Below are 17386 nucleotides of genomic sequence, written 5' to 3' on the forward strand. Positions count from 1 at the left end.
GCGGAGCTCACAAAGACGAGCGAAATCCCTGCGATCCCGCCCCATCCAAACATCCCCGGTTACTGCGCAACAGGCCCACAAGGGGGAAGGAGAAGCGCAAACCCTTGCCGCTCCCGGCTGCATCGGTTAGGACACCGGCGCCGTGGAAATCGGTTATTTAACCGATCCCCGAAGCGCCACGAAACACCGAGTACCCATCCCATGGCCGACAAATCCGAAAAGATGAAAGCGCGGCTGCCGCGCGGCTTTGTCGACCGCGGCGCCGACGACCTGCGCGCTGTCGAGAAGATGATGGCGACGATCCGCTCGGTCTTCGAGCTCTACGGTTTCGAGCCGGTCGACCAGCCGCTCATCGAATACACCGATGCGCTTGGAAAGTTCCTGCCCGACCAGGACCGGCCGAACGAGGGCGTGTTCTCGTTCCAGGACGACGACGACCAGTGGCTGTCGCTGCGCTACGACCTGACCGCGCCGATGGCGCGCTTCGTCGCCGAGAATTACGAGCGTCTGCCGAAACCCTATCGCAGCTATCGCTCCGGCTGGGTGTTTCGCAACGAGAAGCCCGGGCCCGGCCGCTTCCGCCAGTTCATGCAGTTCGATGCCGACACGGTCGGCACGCCGGGCGTCGCCGCCGACGCCGAGATGGCGATGATGATGGCCGACGTGATGGAGGCGCTCGGCATCAAGCGCGGCGATTACGTCATCCGCGTCAACGACCGAAAAGTGCTCGACGGCGTGCTGGAGGCCATCGGCCTCGGCGGCGACGAGAATGCGGGCCGCCGGCTGACCGTGCTGCGGGCCATCGACAAGCTGGACAAGCTTGGCGTCGCGGGCGTGCGCCTGCTTTTGGGCGCCGGGCGCAAGGACGAGAGCGGTGATTTCACCAAAGGCGCCGGGCTGGACAATGCGCAAATCGACGTTGTCATCAGCTATTTCACAGTCATGGCGCAGCATGATCCCGAAAAAATTATCCAGACACTGGGATCCATCAACCCCGGTGTCAGCAATCTTATCGAGGAAAGGAAACTCGAACATCTGGGCATCACGAACGCCTCGTTTGTTGAGGGTCTTGCAGAGTTGGAGCAGATAAGAACCATGGTCGCACAAAGCGGCTACGGTGAGGATCGCATCCGCATCGACCCCTCCGTCGTGCGTGGCCTCGAATATTACACCGGCCCGGTCTACGAGGCCGAGCTGCTGGCCGAGATCCCCAATGAGGACGGCCAGATCGTGCGCTTCGGTTCGGTTGGCGGCGGCGGCCGTTATGACGGTCTCGTCTCGCGCTTTCGCGGCGAGCCGGTGCCGGCGACAGGTTTTTCCATCGGCGTCTCACGGCTGATGACGGCGCTGAAGAACCTGGGCAAGCTCGATATTTCCGATGTCATCGCGCCGGTCGTCGTGCTCACCATGGACAAGGATACGGAAAGCCTCGGCCGCTACCAGAAGATGGTGGCCGAGCTGCGCGCCGCCGGCATCCGCTCGGAAATGTATCTCGGCGGCGCCGGCATGAAGGCGCAGCTGAAATACGCCGACCGCCGCGGCAGCCCCGTCGCTGTCATCCAGGGCGGCGACGAGCGCGCCAAGGGCGAGGTGCAGATCAAGGACCTGATTGAGGGCGCCCGCATGTCGGCCGAGATCGCCGATAACGCCGAATGGCGCGCCGCACGGCCGGCGCAGGTGACGGTGGCGGAGAGTGAGCTGGTTGCCGAAGTGAAGAAGATACTTGCGGCGCAGGCGGCTGACCGCGCGAAGGGTGGCGCGTGAACACCCCCCTCTGGCCTGCCGGCCATCTCCCCCGCAAGGGGGGAGATTGGATGTCGCGCCTGCTTTCGCCAATCTCCGGCGTTGGAGAAAAGGTGCCGGGGCCCAAGCTGCCGATCTCCCCCCTTGCGGGGGAGATGTCCGGCAGGACAGAGGGGGGTGCCTCGCGCCCAACCGATCAATGACCTCCCGCCCCGCCATCGCATCCGACATCGCGACGCTCTTCGCCGCGCGCAACACCCATGCGGTCGAAGTCGCCGTGCTTCAGCCGGCCGACCCGTTCCTCGACATGGCCGGCGAGGATTTGCGGCGTCGCATCTTTCTCACTGAGAGCGAGACCGGGCAGACGCTTTGCCTGCGGCCGGAATTCACCATTCCGGTCTGCCTCGACCACATTGCCAGCCAGGCCGGCACGCCGCGCCGCTATTCCTATCTCGGCGAGGTGTTTCGCCAGCGCCGCGAGGGCGGCAACGAATTCTTCCAGGCCGGTATCGAGGACCTCGGCGACCGCGACACGGCCGCCGCCGACGCCCGCTCGCTGGCCGATGCGCATGCGCTGCTCTCGCTGGTGCTGCCCGGCCGCGAGCTGGTGGTCACGCTCGGCGACCAGACCATTTTCGAGGCGGTGCTGGCAGCACTCGGCCTGCCGCGCGGCTGGCGCATGCGGCTGGCGCGCGCCTTCGGCTCGGCGGCGATGCTGGAGGCAGCCCTTGCCGACCTCGCCAATCCGCCGCGCAACAGCCAGCTCGCCGGCGCGGTCGCCGCCCTTGTCCTTGATGGCGATCTGGACGCTCTTTCGGCGCATATCGCCGGCGGCATGGAAGAGGCCGGCCTGTCGGCAACGGCCGGGCGTTCGCCCTCCGAAATCGCGCGGCGCCTGGTCGAGAAGGCCGAATTGCGCAGCGTGCGGCTGTCGAACGAGGCATTTGCGGCGCTGAAGGGGTTTCTGGCGATCGACGTGCCGCTCGACAGCGCCGCCGGAGCGCTCGAAAGCTTTGCCGCCGATGCCGGCCTTTCGCTGGGCGCCGCGCTGGAGAATTTTGCCGCCCGCGCCGCGGCCATCGAAAGCCTCGGCCTGCCGATGTCTGAAATCCGCTACGACGCTGCCTTCGGCCGCCCGCTCGATTACTACACGGGCCTGGTCTTCGAGATCGCGGCGCAAGGCGGCGACCGGCCGCTCGCCGGTGGTGGCCGCTACGACCGGCTGCTGACGCTGCTCGGCGCAAAAACGCCGATCCCCGGCGTCGGTTTTTCCGTCTGGCTCGACCGCATCGAGGCGCTCCGGGAGAAGGCGCCATGATCACGCTGGCGCTGCCGTCGAAGGGCCGGCTCAAGGAGCAGGCGCTGGAGGTGCTGGCCAAGGCCGGGCTTGCCGTCAGCCTGCCCGGCGATGAGCGCAAATACCGCGCCCGTATCGATGGCATGGACGGCGTCGAGATAGCGTTCCTGTCGGCCTCCGAGATCGCGGGCGAAATCGGCCAGGGCTCGGTCGATCTCGGCATCACCGGCGAGGATCTGCTGCGCGAAAACCTTGCCGATTGCGAGGCGCGCGCCGAAATCATCGCCCGCCTCGGTTTCGGCAATGCCGATGTCGTCGTCGCCGTGCCCGACATCTGGCTCGATGTCGACACGATGGCCGATCTCGACGACGTCGCCGCCGACTTCCGCCAGCGCCATGGCCGGCGGCTCAGGATCGCCACCAAATACTGGCGCCTGACCCAGCAGTTCTTTTCGCAAAAGCACGGCATCCAGGTCTATCGCATCGTCGAAAGCCTGGGCGCCACCGAAGGCGCGCCGGCGGCCGGATTGGCCGATATCGTCGTCGACATCACCACGTCAGGCTCGACGCTGCGCGCCAACCATCTCAAGGTGCTGGCCGACGGTCTCATCCTGCGCTCGCAGGCCTGTCTCGTCGCGTCGCGGAAGGCGCGGGCGGCGGCGGACGAGGCCGTGCTGCGCGATATTGCGGGCAGGATGGTGTCGGTGAACGCAGGCTGACGCCGCCGATCTCCCCCCTTGAGGGGGAGATGTCGCCGAAGGCGACAGAGGGGGTCGGTACGTCTTGACGCGACTCTCCTGACCGACAGAACAGGCTGGAGCTCCACGCGCGGCGCCCCCCTCTGGCCTGCTGGCCATCTCCCCTCGAGGGGGGAGATGAGCAGCTGCGCCGACCCGAAGCAATTTCCTGACATACAGCAATTTTGTTCTTGCTTTGTGCCGGCAGCTATGCTACTAATCTCGCTATGGTGCCAATTGGCCCTGAAGACCCGCCCGCCGAGGCGGGTTTTTTGTTTTCGGCCCTGACAGGCGAGTTCCAGCGCATGCCCCACCATCGACGGGATTTCCACCACCCCGCCGGGCTGATAGGCTCGGCTGGTCTGCGGAGGACACGGCGATGCCGATCAATCTCGACGAGTTGAAGAATGCCACCAGCCTGCGCGGCAAGCGCGATGGCGGCTCGTTCATTGCGCCGGTCGACGGCACGGCGCATGTCTCGGGCGAGCGCAGCGTGCCGCTGCTCAACCTGACGATCCCGGCGCTGTTTGCCGATACGGTCAGCAAATACGGCACGCTCGATGCCGCTGTCTTCGTCGAGCAGGACAAGCGCTTTACCTGGGAGGAACTCTCGGAGACCGTCGATGCGCTGGCCGCCGGCTTCCTGGCGCTCGGCCTCGAGAAAGGCGACCGCGTCGGCATCTGGTCGCCGAACCGCTGGGAATGGCTGGTGACGCAATTCGCCACTGCCCGCATCGGCCTGATCCTGGTCAACATCAACCCGGCCTACCGGCTGGTCGAGCTGGAATATGCCTTGAACAAGGTGGCTTGCCGAGCGCTCGTCACCGCCGCCAAGTTCAGGAGTTCCGACTATCTCGGCATGATCGAGACGCTGGCGCCGGAGATCGCCACGGCCACCCCCGGCAAGCTCGACGCCAGCAAGCTGCCGGCGTTGAAGATCGTCATCCGCATGGACGAGGAGAGTTCGCCGGGCATGTTCAATTTCGCCGATGTGCTGGCGATGGCCGGGCGCGACGAGCATGACCGGCTCGACCGCATTTCCGACGGGCTGAAACCGGACGACGCCATCAATATCCAGTTCACTTCTGGCACGACCGGCGCGCCGAAGGGCGCGACGCTGACCCACAACAACATCGTCAACAACGGCAATTTCGTCACCGCGGCGATCCGGCTTACCGTCGACGACCTGCTGTGCATCCCGGTGCCGCTCTACCACTGCTTCGGCATGTCGATGGGCACGATGGGCTGCGTCACCAAGGGCGCGACCATGGTTTTCCCGAGCGAGGGGTTCGATGCCGGCGCCACGCTGAAGGCGGTGGCAATGGAACGCTGCACCGCGCTTTACGGCGTGCCGACCATGTTCGTCGGCCTGCTCGACCACCCGGAGTTCGCCTCCTTCGATCTCACCAGCCTGCGTACCGGCATCATGGCCGGCTCGCCATGCCCGATCGAGGTGATGAAGAAGGTGGTGTCGCTGATGCATATGGCTGAGGTGACCATTGCCTACGGCATGACCGAGACCAGCCCGGTGTCGTTCCAGAGCAGCGTCGACGACCCCTTGGAAAAGCGCGTCTCGACCGTCGGCCGCGTCCATCCGCATGTCGAGGTCAAGGCCATCGACGCCGAAGGCGCCACCGTCGCGGTCGGCGCGCCGGGCGAGCTCTGCACGCGGGGCTATTCGGTGATGAAGGGCTATTGGGACGACGAGCAGAAGACCCGCGAGGCCATCGACGCGGAGGGCTGGATGCACACCGGCGACCTCGCCACCATCGACGCAGACGGCTATTGCAACATCGTCGGCCGGGTCAAGGACATGGTCATCCGCGGCGGCGAGAACGTCTATCCGCGCGAGGTCGAGGAATTCCTCTATCGCCACCCCAAGATCAAGGAGGTGCAGGTGTTCGGCATTCCCGACCCGAAATACGGCGAGGAGCTGTGCGCCTGGATCGTGCTGAAGCCCGGCCAGATCACCACCGAGCAGGAGATCAAGGCCTTCTGCGCCGGCCAGATCGCCCATTTCAAGATCCCGCGCTACATCCGCTTCCGCACCGAATTGCCGATGACGGTGACCGGCAAGCCGCAGAAATTCCTGATGCGCCAGGCGATGATCGACGAACTGGGATTGGTGACGCAGAAGACGGCTTGAGAAGGCTTGCGTCTACGCGTGACGGAGGCGTTGTTTGGACAACATATTGAGGGGGGTGTTCCATGCGGATTGGGTTAGGGGTGCTTTTCTTGGCAACGCAGCTGGCAGCCACCGCGGCGCTGGCGCAGACGGCGGCCGAGCGTGAGGCCTGCCAGGCAGATTACCAGAGATTGTGCAAAGGCGTGCTGCCGGGCGGTGGCCGCGTCGTCAAATGCCTGGCCGGTCACATGAGCGAGCTGACGCCCGAATGCACGAAGGTCGTCAAGGCCAACACGCCCGGCTAGCGTGTGAGCTTGCCTGCGGATGACATGATGTTTCGGACCAGGGGACAGGCGAGGTGTGCGGGGGCAGGAGGATTCTTGCGAAGAGGACCCCCACCCCTGACCCTCCCCACAAGGGGGAGGGGGACTTTCGGTGGCGCCGACCTTTGCAAATTGCCTGCGTTTCGTCGCCAAAAGGAAAGCAAGGGCGCGCGGCAGCATTCCCTCCCCCTTGTGGGGAGGGTTAGGGTGGGGGTCCATTTTCGCAAGACTCCAAATGCGATTGCCCTTCCCCTTGAAGGGTGGGGTACGCTGCGATTGAGCTCGTCATGACCTGTCATATGCGATTCCTCTGGATGGTCGCGGTGCGCAACAGTGGTTGCAAATCGCCCTTCCACGGGATTCGCGGGAAGGCAAAACGGTGACAATGAGTGGTTTCGCAAGATCGGCGATTTCCTACGGCATGCCGTTGGCCGCGCTGGCGATGGCTGTCGCGGTCAGGGTCAGCGGGGTGTCGGTGGACGAAGGGTCGCTGGGCACCAGGATATTTATCGGCGCGCTGTCGAGCGCGATCATGTTCATCACCATTTTCGTGGTGCTCGACCACGCCGAGGCGGTGGCCCGGCGGGTAGGCGAGCCGTACGGCACGTTGGTGCTGACCATCGCCGTGACGGCAATCGAAGTGTCGATCATCGTTTCCATCATGCTGCACGGCGCGAACAACCCGACGCTTGCACGCGAATCCGTGTTCTCGACGGTGATGATCACCTCCACCGGTGTTGTCGGCATGTGCCTGACGTTTGGCGGCTGGCGCCATCGCAAGCAGGCAATCGTGCGCCAAGGCACAAGCGCCTATCTGGCGGTTCTGGTCGCGCTGAGCGTCATGACGCTCATTCTGCCGACCTACACGCGAACCACCGATCCCGGCACGTTCTCGGCGGCGCAGCTTGGCTTCGTCAGCGTGCTGTCAGTGCTGCTGTATGCCGGTTTTCTGTTCGCGCAGACTGTCCGCCACCGCGACGATTTCATCGACGCACAAGCACACGGCGCCACAGTGCGAACCGACGCTCACGAAAGCCTCGCCGCCGGCGCTATTCTCCTGCTGATCGGGCTGATCGGCATTGTCATGCTGGCCGAGCAAGTCGCGGCAAGCGTCGAAGATGCGCTCATTGCCTATGAGGTGCCGCAGGCCGACGCCATTGTCGGCGCGATGATCGCCGGGCTGGTGTTGATGCCGGAGGCGATTTCGGCGGTCCGTGCCGCACTCAGCAACGAACTGCAGCGCGGCCTGAACGTCGCCATGGGTTCGGCCTGCGCGACGATCGGCCTGACAATACCGGGCATAGCCGCCGCCAGCCTGCTCACCGGAAGAGGGCTGACCCTGGGGCTGCCGGCGACCGACACGGTGCTTTTGGTCCTGGCGCTTTTCATCTGCAATGTGAGCTTTAGCACGGAGAGAACGACGTTCCTGACCGGGCTGGTGCACCTTGTGGTGTTTTTTACCTGGGTGTTTTTGATATTTGTGCCGTGAGGGGTGGGAGGCGCAGATGGGCTAGACTAGTTTAGAAGCTCGAAGGCGAGGTCGCCCGAAATGCCGCCGAGCCGAGATGGGATAGCGGCGATCATGAAGGTCAGCGTGCCCTCACCTCCGGCGCCACCGCCGAAGAACGCCGCCTTGTAGATGGCGAAGCGGATCGTCCCTCTGTCGACGTGCAGCCCCGTCAATCAGGCTTGGTGCTATATTATTGCAGTGACCCTGCCCGACGCATCGAGGCGACAACTGACTTGCGCCTGCCGGACTTCGATGCCGTCTTCTCTTGCGTAGTCTATTCGCACCTCGATCGGCGCCGTGATTGCACCCCGACGTTGATGCAAGGCGCCTGCGCTTACCGCGTGGACACGGACGGCGCCCAGCGGCGTTGCAGCGGCCATGATCGCCGCGCGGCAGGTTCGCACGACCGCAATCGGCGTACCGGGTTTCGGTGTCAGTGGCCCCAGAGATCCAAACGGATACCCCTTGGTGGAGTCACCCTCACCGGCTTTGGAAGGCCTGAGGACGGGTGGCAGGACGATGGATTGCCTGGCCGTCTTGGCAGAGGCAGGGGCCGTCGCTGCAGTCGAACTGTCGGGTGCGGTAGCCGCCTCGTTTTCGGCGGACGGATCGTCGCCCACACTGGCACTTGTGCTTGTGTCACCAACGTTGCCGCCGGCACCAACGCCTGCGTCGACTGACCCGTCATCTGCACCGACCGAAGTTCCAACATTTGCTCCGCCTACGCCGTCGACGCTCGTGCCCGCCCCGACAGATACGCCTTGCGAACCGGCGCTCACTCCAGCACCGACTCCGACACCGCCGGCGCTACCGCCCACGCCTGCTTCAAGTGCCGAGGCAGGCCCAATTGTAGTCCCGATCACCAACGCAGCTGCGACATACTTGTTCATAGTCGTCTCCCCTGCGGCTTTCGCTCACTAGTCTTCACTCGCGCGGCTCGAGCTTTTTGATGGCCGTGTTGGAAGCAATGCTGCGGGAAGAGGTATGGTTGCCAGCAGAGCAGTTTGCGGCGACTTTTGGACCTTCACTCTCTGTTTTTCCGGCAAGCCCGGTTTACGGGCTGGTTTGGCGCCCGAACGCGATAACCTACTTGCAAGTGCACTCGCGGGGGTACGTGTTTTCGGCGCGCGCTCCACAGCCGCAGTCCGACGCTTACCCTTGACAGTATCAATTGCCTCACGCGCCGCACTGAGGCTGCGGGCCAGGCCGATAGCCCTTTCACGCTCTTGGTCGAGCGCCGCACTCAATGCTACCGAATTCTGCTTTAAAGCATCGCGCTCCTGGCGAACAATATCGAGGTCACGTACAGCTGAATCTGCTCGTTCGCGTCCCCGTTCGAGTCTTTCTCGAACCTGCTTTAGAGCGGCCTCGGCCACCTGTCGGTCCCTTATGGCGGTGGCCTGCTCGACGGCTGCCAGATTTGCGCCTGTCTTAAGAGCATCGATAGTTTGGCGAGCCGTGGCAAGTTCTTGTTCCAGGAACTCAACCTTGTGCCGCTCGTCATCAAGCGCTCGCTTCGCAGCAAGCTGGGAGGCTTCCATAGAGGGGTGCGCGCCAAGCGCGGCAGCCTTCTCGCTGTTCCAGAGACTGGCTTCAGCCCTGTAGCTTTCGATAACGCGCTGCGCCGTCTCCAGATCGAGCGCGAGCGCTTCGTCTGTTCGCTGCTGCTCTTTTAGGGCTTGTGCTTGCTGAGCCACCGTGTCTGCCAGCACGTGTGCTTGGGCGCTTAGCTCACGTATGCTGCGCTGCATGACGAGTAGCTCCGCTCGTGCTGCGGCCAATTCGCGGCGTAAAGCCACTTCATGCTCGCCCAGGCGCGTTTGCGCACCCTCCTTGAGTGCCTGTGTTTCGCTGAGCACCAGCTCTCTAGATAGACAGGATCCGAGCGCGCTCGGTTGTGGCTTGCACGGTTCTTTGTCGACCTTGGTATGTTCGGAAACCACGACCGACGAGCTGTCGTTAGCTATGGCAACCGCTGGCGCTTCGGGCGCCAACTGACCATTTGCCGGAGATGCCAACAGTAGAACGAGGCATAACGGAATGAGGGACGGCGCGCCGTTACGCCCCCTGCCGCTTATCTGGTGAGGTAAAATCAAGGGCCGTCGTTTAATAAAGGTGAAGTCAGAGCGGAGACATTTTGACCTGGTACTCTGCACATGATTCATCACTGAACCTCACCGATCGCAGCCCTCACCGCTATTGTATTCTCCACTTACTGCACGCCGCGGCGCCGTGGATGCCGCACCAAAAAGATCAATGCTAGTGAAGCACCCTCGGCAACGCCAAAGCACGGAATTGCGCGCAAAGGCTGTTTCCTAATTTCCTTAGTTGTCATCATTCGAACAAACGGAACTTTCGGCTTTTTGGGATGACCATCTTCTCTACCCAACGGCTGTGATGCGGCGCAAAGCAGCCATTCAGGCTGCGAAGGTCGACTTCGGGTCACACCAGACTTTCCGTTTCACGGTACGGCGCATCTCGCCCTCCAATGCCGCCGCCTCCGACCGACGAATATTTGTTGCCAGTTCCACACCTCGTCGTGCTGGATCTTGTCGCGACGCCAAGCACCGTCCATGACTGCCGCACCGTTCGCAGATCTCTGCCGCCAGCGGAACCGACCGCCATCCAACCGGTTAATCGGCATGAAGCTTCCACCAACCCCAAGGGCCCACCATGAGCATTCTGCAAACCACGAAGAAAGCCGTCGAGCAGGTCACTGGTATCGCCAGACCGGACAGGCGAGAGGTTGCCGACCTCCTGAGGCCGCGCAAACCAAACGCGTTTCGGTTCAGCGATGATGGCCTGGTGCCCAACCATCCGTTCTGGCCGCTTGTCGTCTATCGCGGCGCTGTGAAGCTGCCCGAAGACTTCGATCCGGCGGCCGTCATGGAGGCGCTTTTCGAAGCAAATGGCTGGGGCGATAGCTGGCGCAACGGCATCTACGGTTACGTCCACTACCATTCGCGCATCCACGAGGTGCTGGGCGTTGCGCGCGGCACGGCCAAGGTCCGCTTTGGCGGCAGCAAGGGGCGAACGCTGTCGCTGAAGGCCGGCGACGTCGCGGTGCTTCCGGCCGGCACCGGGCACCAGCGTCTTTCCGCATCCGACGATTTTCTGGTCGTCGGCGCCTATCCTCCATCCGGCACCTATGACCTGTGTACGACCGCTGCCGATCATGACAGGGCGGTCGTCACGATCCCCAGGGTCGGCCGGTCGCGCAAGGACCCTGTCTACGGAAGCAAAGGCCCGTTGCTCGCAGCCTGGGAAAAAGGTTGAAGTCGTCCCTTTCGAAGGGGGCCTGCGGGTCCGCTTCGGGCTAACCGGATCCAACATCCGCCGCTCTACGCCGCCAGCACCGCCGCATCCAGCCCGCGGATGATCTTGGCCAGTTCGACGCATTCGTCGTGGCGCACCTTGTTGCGCCGCCAAGCGAGGCAGATCGTGCGCTGCGGCATCGGCTCCTGGAACGGAACGATCTTCAGGTCGCGCATGGCGCTCGCCGGCCCTGCCGCCATTTCCGGGATGAGCGTGACGCCGAGCCCGTGCGCCACCATCTGTAAGAGCGTCGTCAGGCTGGTCGCGCCGTAGCTTGCCATCGCCACCGGCCGCACGCTGCCGCAGACGGCGAGCGCCTGTTCGCGCAGGCAATGGCCTTCCTCCAGCAGCATCAGCCTTTCCAGCGCGGGGCTTTCCGGCGGCACCGGCGGTGAGGCGAAGGCGGGGTCGCCGGCCGGCACGGCAAGGAAGAACCGGTCCGAGAAAAGTTCTTCGGTGACCAGGCCCGGGTAATCGATGGGCAGTGCCGCGACGAAGGCGTCGAGCTTTCCCGAGCTGGTGTCGTCGACCAGCGACGCGGTAACCGCCTCGCGCAGTTCCAGCTGTAAGGCCGGGAAATGCCGTTTCAGCTCCGGCAGCACATGCGGCAGCAGATAGGGCGCCACCGTCGGGATGATGCCGAGCCGGAAGCGGCCTTCCAGCGCCGGGCGGCCGCGCCGGGCCGTCGCCTCGATGTCGCGGACGTCGGCAAGGATGCGCTCGATGCGCGGCAGCAAGCCCTGCGCCTCGTCCGTCATCCGCACCGCCTTGCCGCCGCGCTCGAACAGACGACAATTGAGCCGCAGCTCCATCTCGGCGATCTGCGAAGACAGCGCCGGCTGGCTGACGCCAGCGAGCTTGGCGGCGCGGCCGAAATGCAGCGTCTGCGCCAGCGCCTCGAAATAATGCATCTGCCGGACGGTCAAACCGATCATAAGAAAAACCTATCAGAATAAACAGCAAAGGCAATTTGTGTTTATCGGCCGGGCAGGCTAGTCTGGAACCATTCCAGGATGGCGCGGCTCGCTGGCCCTGCCCGGAAAATCAACAAAATCCCGGAAAATCAACAAATCGGAGGCAAAGATGGACGCGAAAACCGACGACAACAGCGCCGGCAAATGCCCGGTCCCACATGGATCGGCCAGGAGGAGCAACCGTGACTGGTGGCCAAACCAGCTCGACCTTGGCGTCCTCCACCAGCAGTCCAGCCTCTCGGATCCGATGGACGAGGACTTCGACTACGCCAAGGAATTCAAGAGCCTCGATCTCGATGCGGTGATCGGGGATCTGCACCAGGTGATGACCGATTCGCAGGATTGGTGGCCGGCCGATTTCGGCCATTACGGCCCGCTCTTCATCCGCATGGCCTGGCACAGCGCCGGCACCTATCGCATCGGCGACGGCCGTGGCGGCGCCGGCGCCGGTCAGCAGCGTTTCGCGCCGCTCAACAGCTGGCCGGACAACGCCAATCTCGACAAGGCGCGCCGGCTGCTGTGGCCGGTCAAGCAGAAATACGGCAGGAAGATCTCCTGGGCCGACCTGTTGATCCTCACCGGCAACGTCGCGCTGGAATCGATGGGCTTCAAGACCTTCGGCTTCGCCGGCGGCCGCGCCGATGTCTGGGAGCCCGAGCAGGACGTGGACTGGGGATCGGAAACCAAGTGGCTCGCCGACGAGCGCTATTCCGGCGACCGCGAACTTCACGGCCATCTCGGCGCCGTGCAGATGGGGCTGATCTACGTCAACCCGGAAGGGCCGAACGGCACGCCCGATCCATTGGCCGCGGCGCGCGACATCCGCGAAACCTTCGCTCGCATGGCCATGAACGATGAGGAAACCGTGGCGCTCATCGCCGGCGGTCACACCTTCGGCAAGACCCACGGCGCCGGTGATGCATCGCTGGTCGGCCCGGAGCCGGAAGGCGCCGGCATCGAGGCGCAGGGCCTCGGCTGGTCGAGCAAGCACGCTACCGGCATTGCCGGCGACGCCATCACCTCGGGCCTCGAGGTGACCTGGACCACGACGCCGACCAAATGGAGCAACAACTTCTTCGACAATCTGTTCAACTACGAATGGCAGCTGACCAAGAGCCCGGCCGGCGCCCATCAGTGGACCCCGAAGGGCGGCGCCGGTGCAGGCACTGTGCCGGACGCGCACGATCCGTCGAAGCGTCGCGCCCCGGCGATGCTGACCACCGATCTCGCTTTGCGCGTCGACCCGGGCTATGAGAAGATCTCGCGGCGCTTCCATCAGAATCCTGATCAGTTCGCCGATGCCTTCGCCCGCGCCTGGTTCAAGCTGACCCATCGCGACATGGGTCCGGCCGTCCGCTATCTTGGCCCGCTCGTGCCGAAGGAAGAGCTGATCTGGCAGGATCCGATACCGGCAGTCGACCACGAACTGGTCAGCGAGCAGGATATCGCCTCGCTGAAGGCGAAGATCCTGGCCTCCGGCCTGTCCGTCTCAGAACTGGTCTCGACCGCCTGGGCCTCGGCCTCGACTTTCCGCGGCTCCGACAAGCGTGGCGGCGCCAATGGCGCACGCATCCGCCTGGCGCCGCAGAAGGATTGGGAGGTCAACCAGCCGGCGCAACTGGCCAAGGTGCTCGAAAAGCTCGAAGGCATCCAGAGCGAGTTCAACGCAGCGCAGTTCGGCGGCAAGAAGATCTCGCTTGCCGACCTCATCGTTCTCGGCGGCGTGGCCGCGGTCGAGAAGGCGGCGAAAGACGGCGGCCATGACGTGGGGGTGCCGTTCACGCCAGGCCGCATGGACGCCTCGCAGGAACAGACGGATGTCCAGTCCTTCGCCGCGCTCGAGCCGAAAATCGATGGCTTCCGCAATTATGTCAGGGGCAAGCCGCCGATGTCGGTCGAAGCGATGCTGGTCGACCGGGCGCAGCTGCTGACCTTGACGGCGCCGGAGATGACGGTGCTCGTTGGCGGGTTGCGGGTGCTCGGCGCCAACACCGGTCAGTCGAAGCACGGGGTGTTCACCGACAGGCCGGGCACGTTGACCAACGATTTCTTCGTCAACCTGCTCTCCATGAACACTGTCTGGGATCCGGCGGCCGGCTCCGATGAAGTCTACGAAGCGCGCGACCGCAAGACCAGGGCGGTCAAGTGGACCGGCACCCGCGCGGACCTGATCTTCGGCTCGCATGCGCAGCTGCGGGCGCTGGCCGAGGTCTACGGGTCGGCGGACGCCGGGCAGAAGTTCGTCAGGGATTTCGTCGCCGCGTGGACCAAGGTGATGAACGCCGACCGTTTTGACCTGGCGGCCTGATCCGGGCATACGAATTTCTCGACGCAACAAAAAAAGGCGCGGGCCTCGACCCGCGCCTTTGTTCGTTGGGCTTCCGAAAAGTCAGTCCTTCTCGAAGATACCGGCCTTGGCAACCACGCCGGCAATGGCGCCGCCGATCAGCGGCGCGACGATGAACAGCCACAGCTGGCCGACCGCCGCAGTTCCCGAAAACAGCGCCGGTCCGATCGAACGGGCCGGGTTGAGCGATGTGCCGGTCACCGGGATGATGGCGAAGTGCAGGCCGGCCAGCGTCAGGCCGATTACGAGGCCGGCGAACGCCGTGGTGTGCTTGGCGTTGGTGACGCCGAGGATCACCGTGACGAAGGTGAAAGTGCCGATCAGCTCCCACAGCAAGGCCGAGCTGACGCCCCATTTCGTCACATCCCAGCCATTGGCGCCGAAGCCGCCGGTGTGGCCGCCCACCTGTCCGGAGACGATGATCCACAGTGCCAGCGACGCGATGATGGCGCCGATGACCTGCGCGATCCAATAGGGAATGACATCCCTGGCCGGCATCCGCCCGGCGAGGAATACACCGAGCGTCACCGCCGGATTGAGGTGCGCGCCCGAAATCGGGCCGATCGCATAGGCCGCCGCGATCAGGCCGATGCCGAACGCCAGACCGATACCTTCCTGGCCAAGCGGCAGCGCGCCGCCGAAGCCGCCCGTCACCACCGAAGCCGTGCCGATGAACACCAATAGGAACGTGCCTAGAACTTCCGCCAGATAAGTCTTCATTGCCCTCTCCTCGTATCGACCCGCGGCTCCGCCTTTTCTGCGACGCGAATCACCGCGCAAAGAGTATTCGCAACCGGAAAACTTGGAAAGCAGAGCAGTTTCGCAAGCCGCTATGCTTGTGAGCGCCAGACATGCACATTAGAGACTTGTAATATATTAATGAATTGTTTGGTTACGCATGCCGGCGCCCGCTTGGTGGCGGCGGCTCGCGATGCACCAACCCACCCTCGTCACCCCTTGCATGGATTGTCTCGCCGTCGGGGAAACAGAACTGTTTCAATCAGGACACGAAAAGCTCTAAGAGCAGGGCCGGATTTTGTTTTGCTGAGTAATGGAAGACGACAATGAGACTGGGCGGGCGGCTGGCGGCAGCCATTGAAGTGCTTGACGACATTGGCCGGCGCCACCGGCCGGTGGCTGATGCGCTGAAGGACTGGGGCCTGTCGCACCGCTTCGCCGGTGGCGGCGACCGCGCCGCGATCGGCAACATCGTCTATGACGCGCTGCGCCGCAAGCGCTCGGCCGGCTGGCTGCTCGGCGAGGACACGCCGCGCGCCATCGGCTTCGGCGCGCTGCTGCTCGAATGGGGCCAGACGGCGCAGTCGCTGAACGAGGCGCTCGAGGGCGACAAGTTCGCGCCGCCGCTGCTTACCGCCGACGAACTGACAACGCTCGGCGGTCGCCGGCTCGCCGATGCGCCGCCGGCTATCAGGGCAGATATCCCCGACTGGTGCATGCCGCTGTTCGAGCGCGCGTTCGGCACGGCCTGGGTGGAAGAGGGTGCCGCGCTGGCGACACGCCCGCCGCTCGACCTCAGGGTCAATACGCTCAAGGCCGATCGCGGCAAGGTGCTGGCCGAGTTGGCGGAGACCGGCGCCAAGCCTGCGCGGATCGCGCCGCACGGCATCCGCATCCCGCCGATCGAAGGCGACGGCAGGCACCCGAACGTGCAGGCCGAGCCGGCCTTCCAGAAAGGCTGGTTCGAGGTTCAGGACGAGGGTTCGCAGATTGCGGCCGAACTGGCCGGCGCCGAACCTGGAATGCAGGTGCTCGATTTTTGCGCCGGCGCCGGCGGCAAGACGCTGGCGCTGTCCGCGGCGATGGACAATCGCGGCCAGATCTTCGCCCACGACGCCGAGAAGGCCAGGCTGGCGCCGATCTTCGACCGCATCCGCCGCTCGGAAAACCGCAATGTGCAGATCGTCACCAGGCCGGCCGAACTCGCGCCGCTCAGCAGGCATATGGACATCGTCCTGATCGATGCGCCCTGCACCGGCAGCGGCACGTGGCGGCGCCGGCCGGATGCCAAATGGCGGCTGACACAGAGGCAACTCGACGCGCGCAAGGGCGAGCAGGAGACGATACTCGATGCCGCCAGCGACTTCGTCAAACCCGGCGGCCTGCTGGTCTACATCACCTGTTCGGTATTCGACGAGGAAAATGGCGACCAGGTTTCGGCGTTCCGGGACCGCCATCCCGGTTTTGTCCCTGTCGATCACCGCCAGCTTTGGGACAGCCGTTTTGCGGGCCACGAAGCGGCCATGCGGATAGGCGCTGCGGGCGGCATTTCGCTGTCACCGTTGCTGAGCGGCACCGACGGTTTCTATTTCTGTGCGCTGCGCCGCGTTGGCTGAACCTTTGCCATGGATACAGAGCCGGGGCCGAATGCTGCAGTGCAGCATTTGCGATTGCCTGCCGCCCACCCCTCTGCGATAAATGCCTTTGCAATAGGATTTGCCGAGAAACGAAGGGCGACGGCCATGGCAGCAAAGATCGTTCCTGCTCCCGACTATGAGGACCGCGTCAGGACGTCCTTTGCGCGCCAGAACGCGATGATGACGATTGGCGCCGAGCTGACGCTGGTGACGCCCGGCATCATCGAGATCGAAATGCCCTATTCGGCGGCTCTGACGCAGCAGCATGGCTTTCTCCATGCTGGCGTCATTTCGACGGCTCTCGACTCGGCCTGCGGCTATGCGGCATTCTCGCTGATGCCGGAAAATTCCGGCGTGCTGACCATCGAGTTCAAGGTCAACCTGCTGGCGCCGGGCAGGGGCGAGCGCTTTCTGTTCCGCGGCTCGGTAACCAAGCCTGGCCGCACCATTATCGTCGCCGATGGCCAGGCCTATGCGTTCGCCGTCGATGGCGAGGCCAAGCTGATTGCCACAATGACCGGAACGATGATGACAGTGCTCGGCCGCGACGGCATCGAGGGGTGAGGAGCGGTCCGCGCAGCGGACGAAAAGCCCCTAAATGGGCTTTTCGAGCGACGAACGCCCGGAGCCATAGCGAAGG

The 17386-nt window shown here is 64.2% G+C and carries 14 protein-coding genes; 10 read left to right on the forward strand and 4 right to left on the reverse strand.

Annotated elements, in window-relative coordinates; translation table 11 throughout:
* Window positions 1–201 precede the first annotated feature (201 nt).
* The 6 genes from hisS (at window position 202) to NKI63_RS23670 (ending at window position 7714) form a co-directional block, all read left to right on the forward strand.
* The gene (gene hisS / locus NKI63_RS23645) at window positions 202–1764 is read left to right on the forward strand and encodes a histidine--tRNA ligase (protein ID WP_352751554.1); all 1563 of its coding nucleotides are present in this window, start codon (window positions 202–204) and stop codon (window positions 1762–1764) included.
* A gap of 178 nt (window positions 1765–1942) precedes the next feature.
* A complete protein-coding gene (locus NKI63_RS23650; RefSeq protein WP_352751556.1) occupies window positions 1943–3061 on the forward strand; it encodes an ATP phosphoribosyltransferase regulatory subunit in 1119 nt (372 codons plus the stop codon).
* The gene (gene hisG, locus NKI63_RS23655; RefSeq protein WP_352823566.1) at window positions 3058–3759 is read left to right on the forward strand and encodes an ATP phosphoribosyltransferase; all 702 of its coding nucleotides are present in this window, start codon (window positions 3058–3060) and stop codon (window positions 3757–3759) included. Before NKI63_RS23650 ends, hisG begins: the two co-directional genes overlap by 4 nt.
* Window positions 3760–4156: 397 nt before the next feature.
* Window positions 4157–5923 (forward strand): AMP-binding protein, encoded by a 1767-nt coding sequence (locus NKI63_RS23660; RefSeq protein WP_352751559.1) that lies wholly within the window; start codon window positions 4157–4159, stop codon window positions 5921–5923.
* A gap of 80 nt (window positions 5924–6003) precedes the next feature.
* Window positions 6004–6207, forward strand: coding sequence for a cysteine rich repeat-containing protein (locus NKI63_RS23665; protein WP_352688493.1), 204 nt, complete (start codon window positions 6004–6006; stop codon window positions 6205–6207).
* Window positions 6208–6610: 403 nt separating this feature from the next.
* The gene (locus NKI63_RS23670; protein ID WP_352688495.1) at window positions 6611–7714 is read left to right on the forward strand and encodes a calcium:cation antiporter; all 1104 of its coding nucleotides are present in this window, start codon (window positions 6611–6613) and stop codon (window positions 7712–7714) included.
* Window positions 7715–7740: 26 nt separating this feature from the next.
* Here the strand turns inward: NKI63_RS23670 and NKI63_RS23675 are convergent, their stop codons facing one another.
* Window positions 7741–7908 carry a hypothetical protein gene (locus NKI63_RS23675; protein WP_352506916.1) on the reverse strand — a complete coding sequence of 56 codons (168 nt, stop codon included), beginning with the start codon at window positions 7906–7908 and terminating at the stop codon, window positions 7741–7743.
* 744 nt (window positions 7909–8652) lie between these two features.
* On the reverse strand, window positions 8653–9900 hold the full coding sequence (locus NKI63_RS23685; RefSeq protein ID WP_352688497.1) for a coiled-coil domain-containing protein: 1248 nt from the start codon (window positions 9898–9900) through the stop codon (window positions 8653–8655).
* A gap of 508 nt (window positions 9901–10408) precedes the next feature.
* On the opposite strand from NKI63_RS23685, the gene NKI63_RS23690 reads away from it, so the two are divergent.
* Entirely contained in the window at window positions 10409–11011 is a 603-nt protein-coding gene (locus NKI63_RS23690; protein WP_352823572.1) for a cupin domain-containing protein, read from the forward strand.
* Window positions 11012–11076: 65 nt separating this feature from the next.
* Here NKI63_RS23690 and NKI63_RS23695 read toward each other — a convergent pair whose 3' ends face one another.
* Complete coding sequence (locus NKI63_RS23695; protein WP_352506880.1) at window positions 11077–11985, reverse strand: hydrogen peroxide-inducible genes activator; 909 nt, start codon at window positions 11983–11985, stop codon at window positions 11077–11079.
* Window positions 11986–12133: 148 nt separating this feature from the next.
* Between NKI63_RS23695 and katG the strand changes: the two genes are divergently transcribed.
* A complete protein-coding gene (gene katG / locus NKI63_RS23700) occupies window positions 12134–14332 on the forward strand; it encodes a catalase/peroxidase HPI (protein ID WP_352506879.1) in 2199 nt (732 codons plus the stop codon).
* An 81-nt stretch (window positions 14333–14413) separates the two neighbouring features.
* Here the strand turns inward: katG and NKI63_RS23705 are convergent, their stop codons facing one another.
* Window positions 14414–15091 carry an MIP family channel protein gene (locus NKI63_RS23705; RefSeq protein ID WP_352823577.1) on the reverse strand — a complete coding sequence of 226 codons (678 nt, stop codon included), beginning with the start codon at window positions 15089–15091 and terminating at the stop codon, window positions 14414–14416.
* A 344-nt stretch (window positions 15092–15435) separates the two neighbouring features.
* On the opposite strand from NKI63_RS23705, the gene NKI63_RS23710 reads away from it, so the two are divergent.
* Both NKI63_RS23710 and NKI63_RS23715 read left to right on the forward strand, forming a co-directional pair.
* Window positions 15436–16725, forward strand: coding sequence for an RsmB/NOP family class I SAM-dependent RNA methyltransferase (locus NKI63_RS23710; protein ID WP_352506877.1), 1290 nt, complete (start codon window positions 15436–15438; stop codon window positions 16723–16725).
* A gap of 126 nt (window positions 16726–16851) precedes the next feature.
* Window positions 16852–17310: a PaaI family thioesterase gene (locus NKI63_RS23715; protein ID WP_023677140.1), complete on the forward strand. Its 459-nt coding sequence runs from the start codon at window positions 16852–16854 to the stop codon at window positions 17308–17310.
* Window positions 17311–17386: the final 76 nt, after the last annotated feature.

The organism is Mesorhizobium sp. M0410, from assembly GCF_040321435.1.
GTDB lineage: Bacteria > Pseudomonadota > Alphaproteobacteria > Rhizobiales > Rhizobiaceae > Mesorhizobium.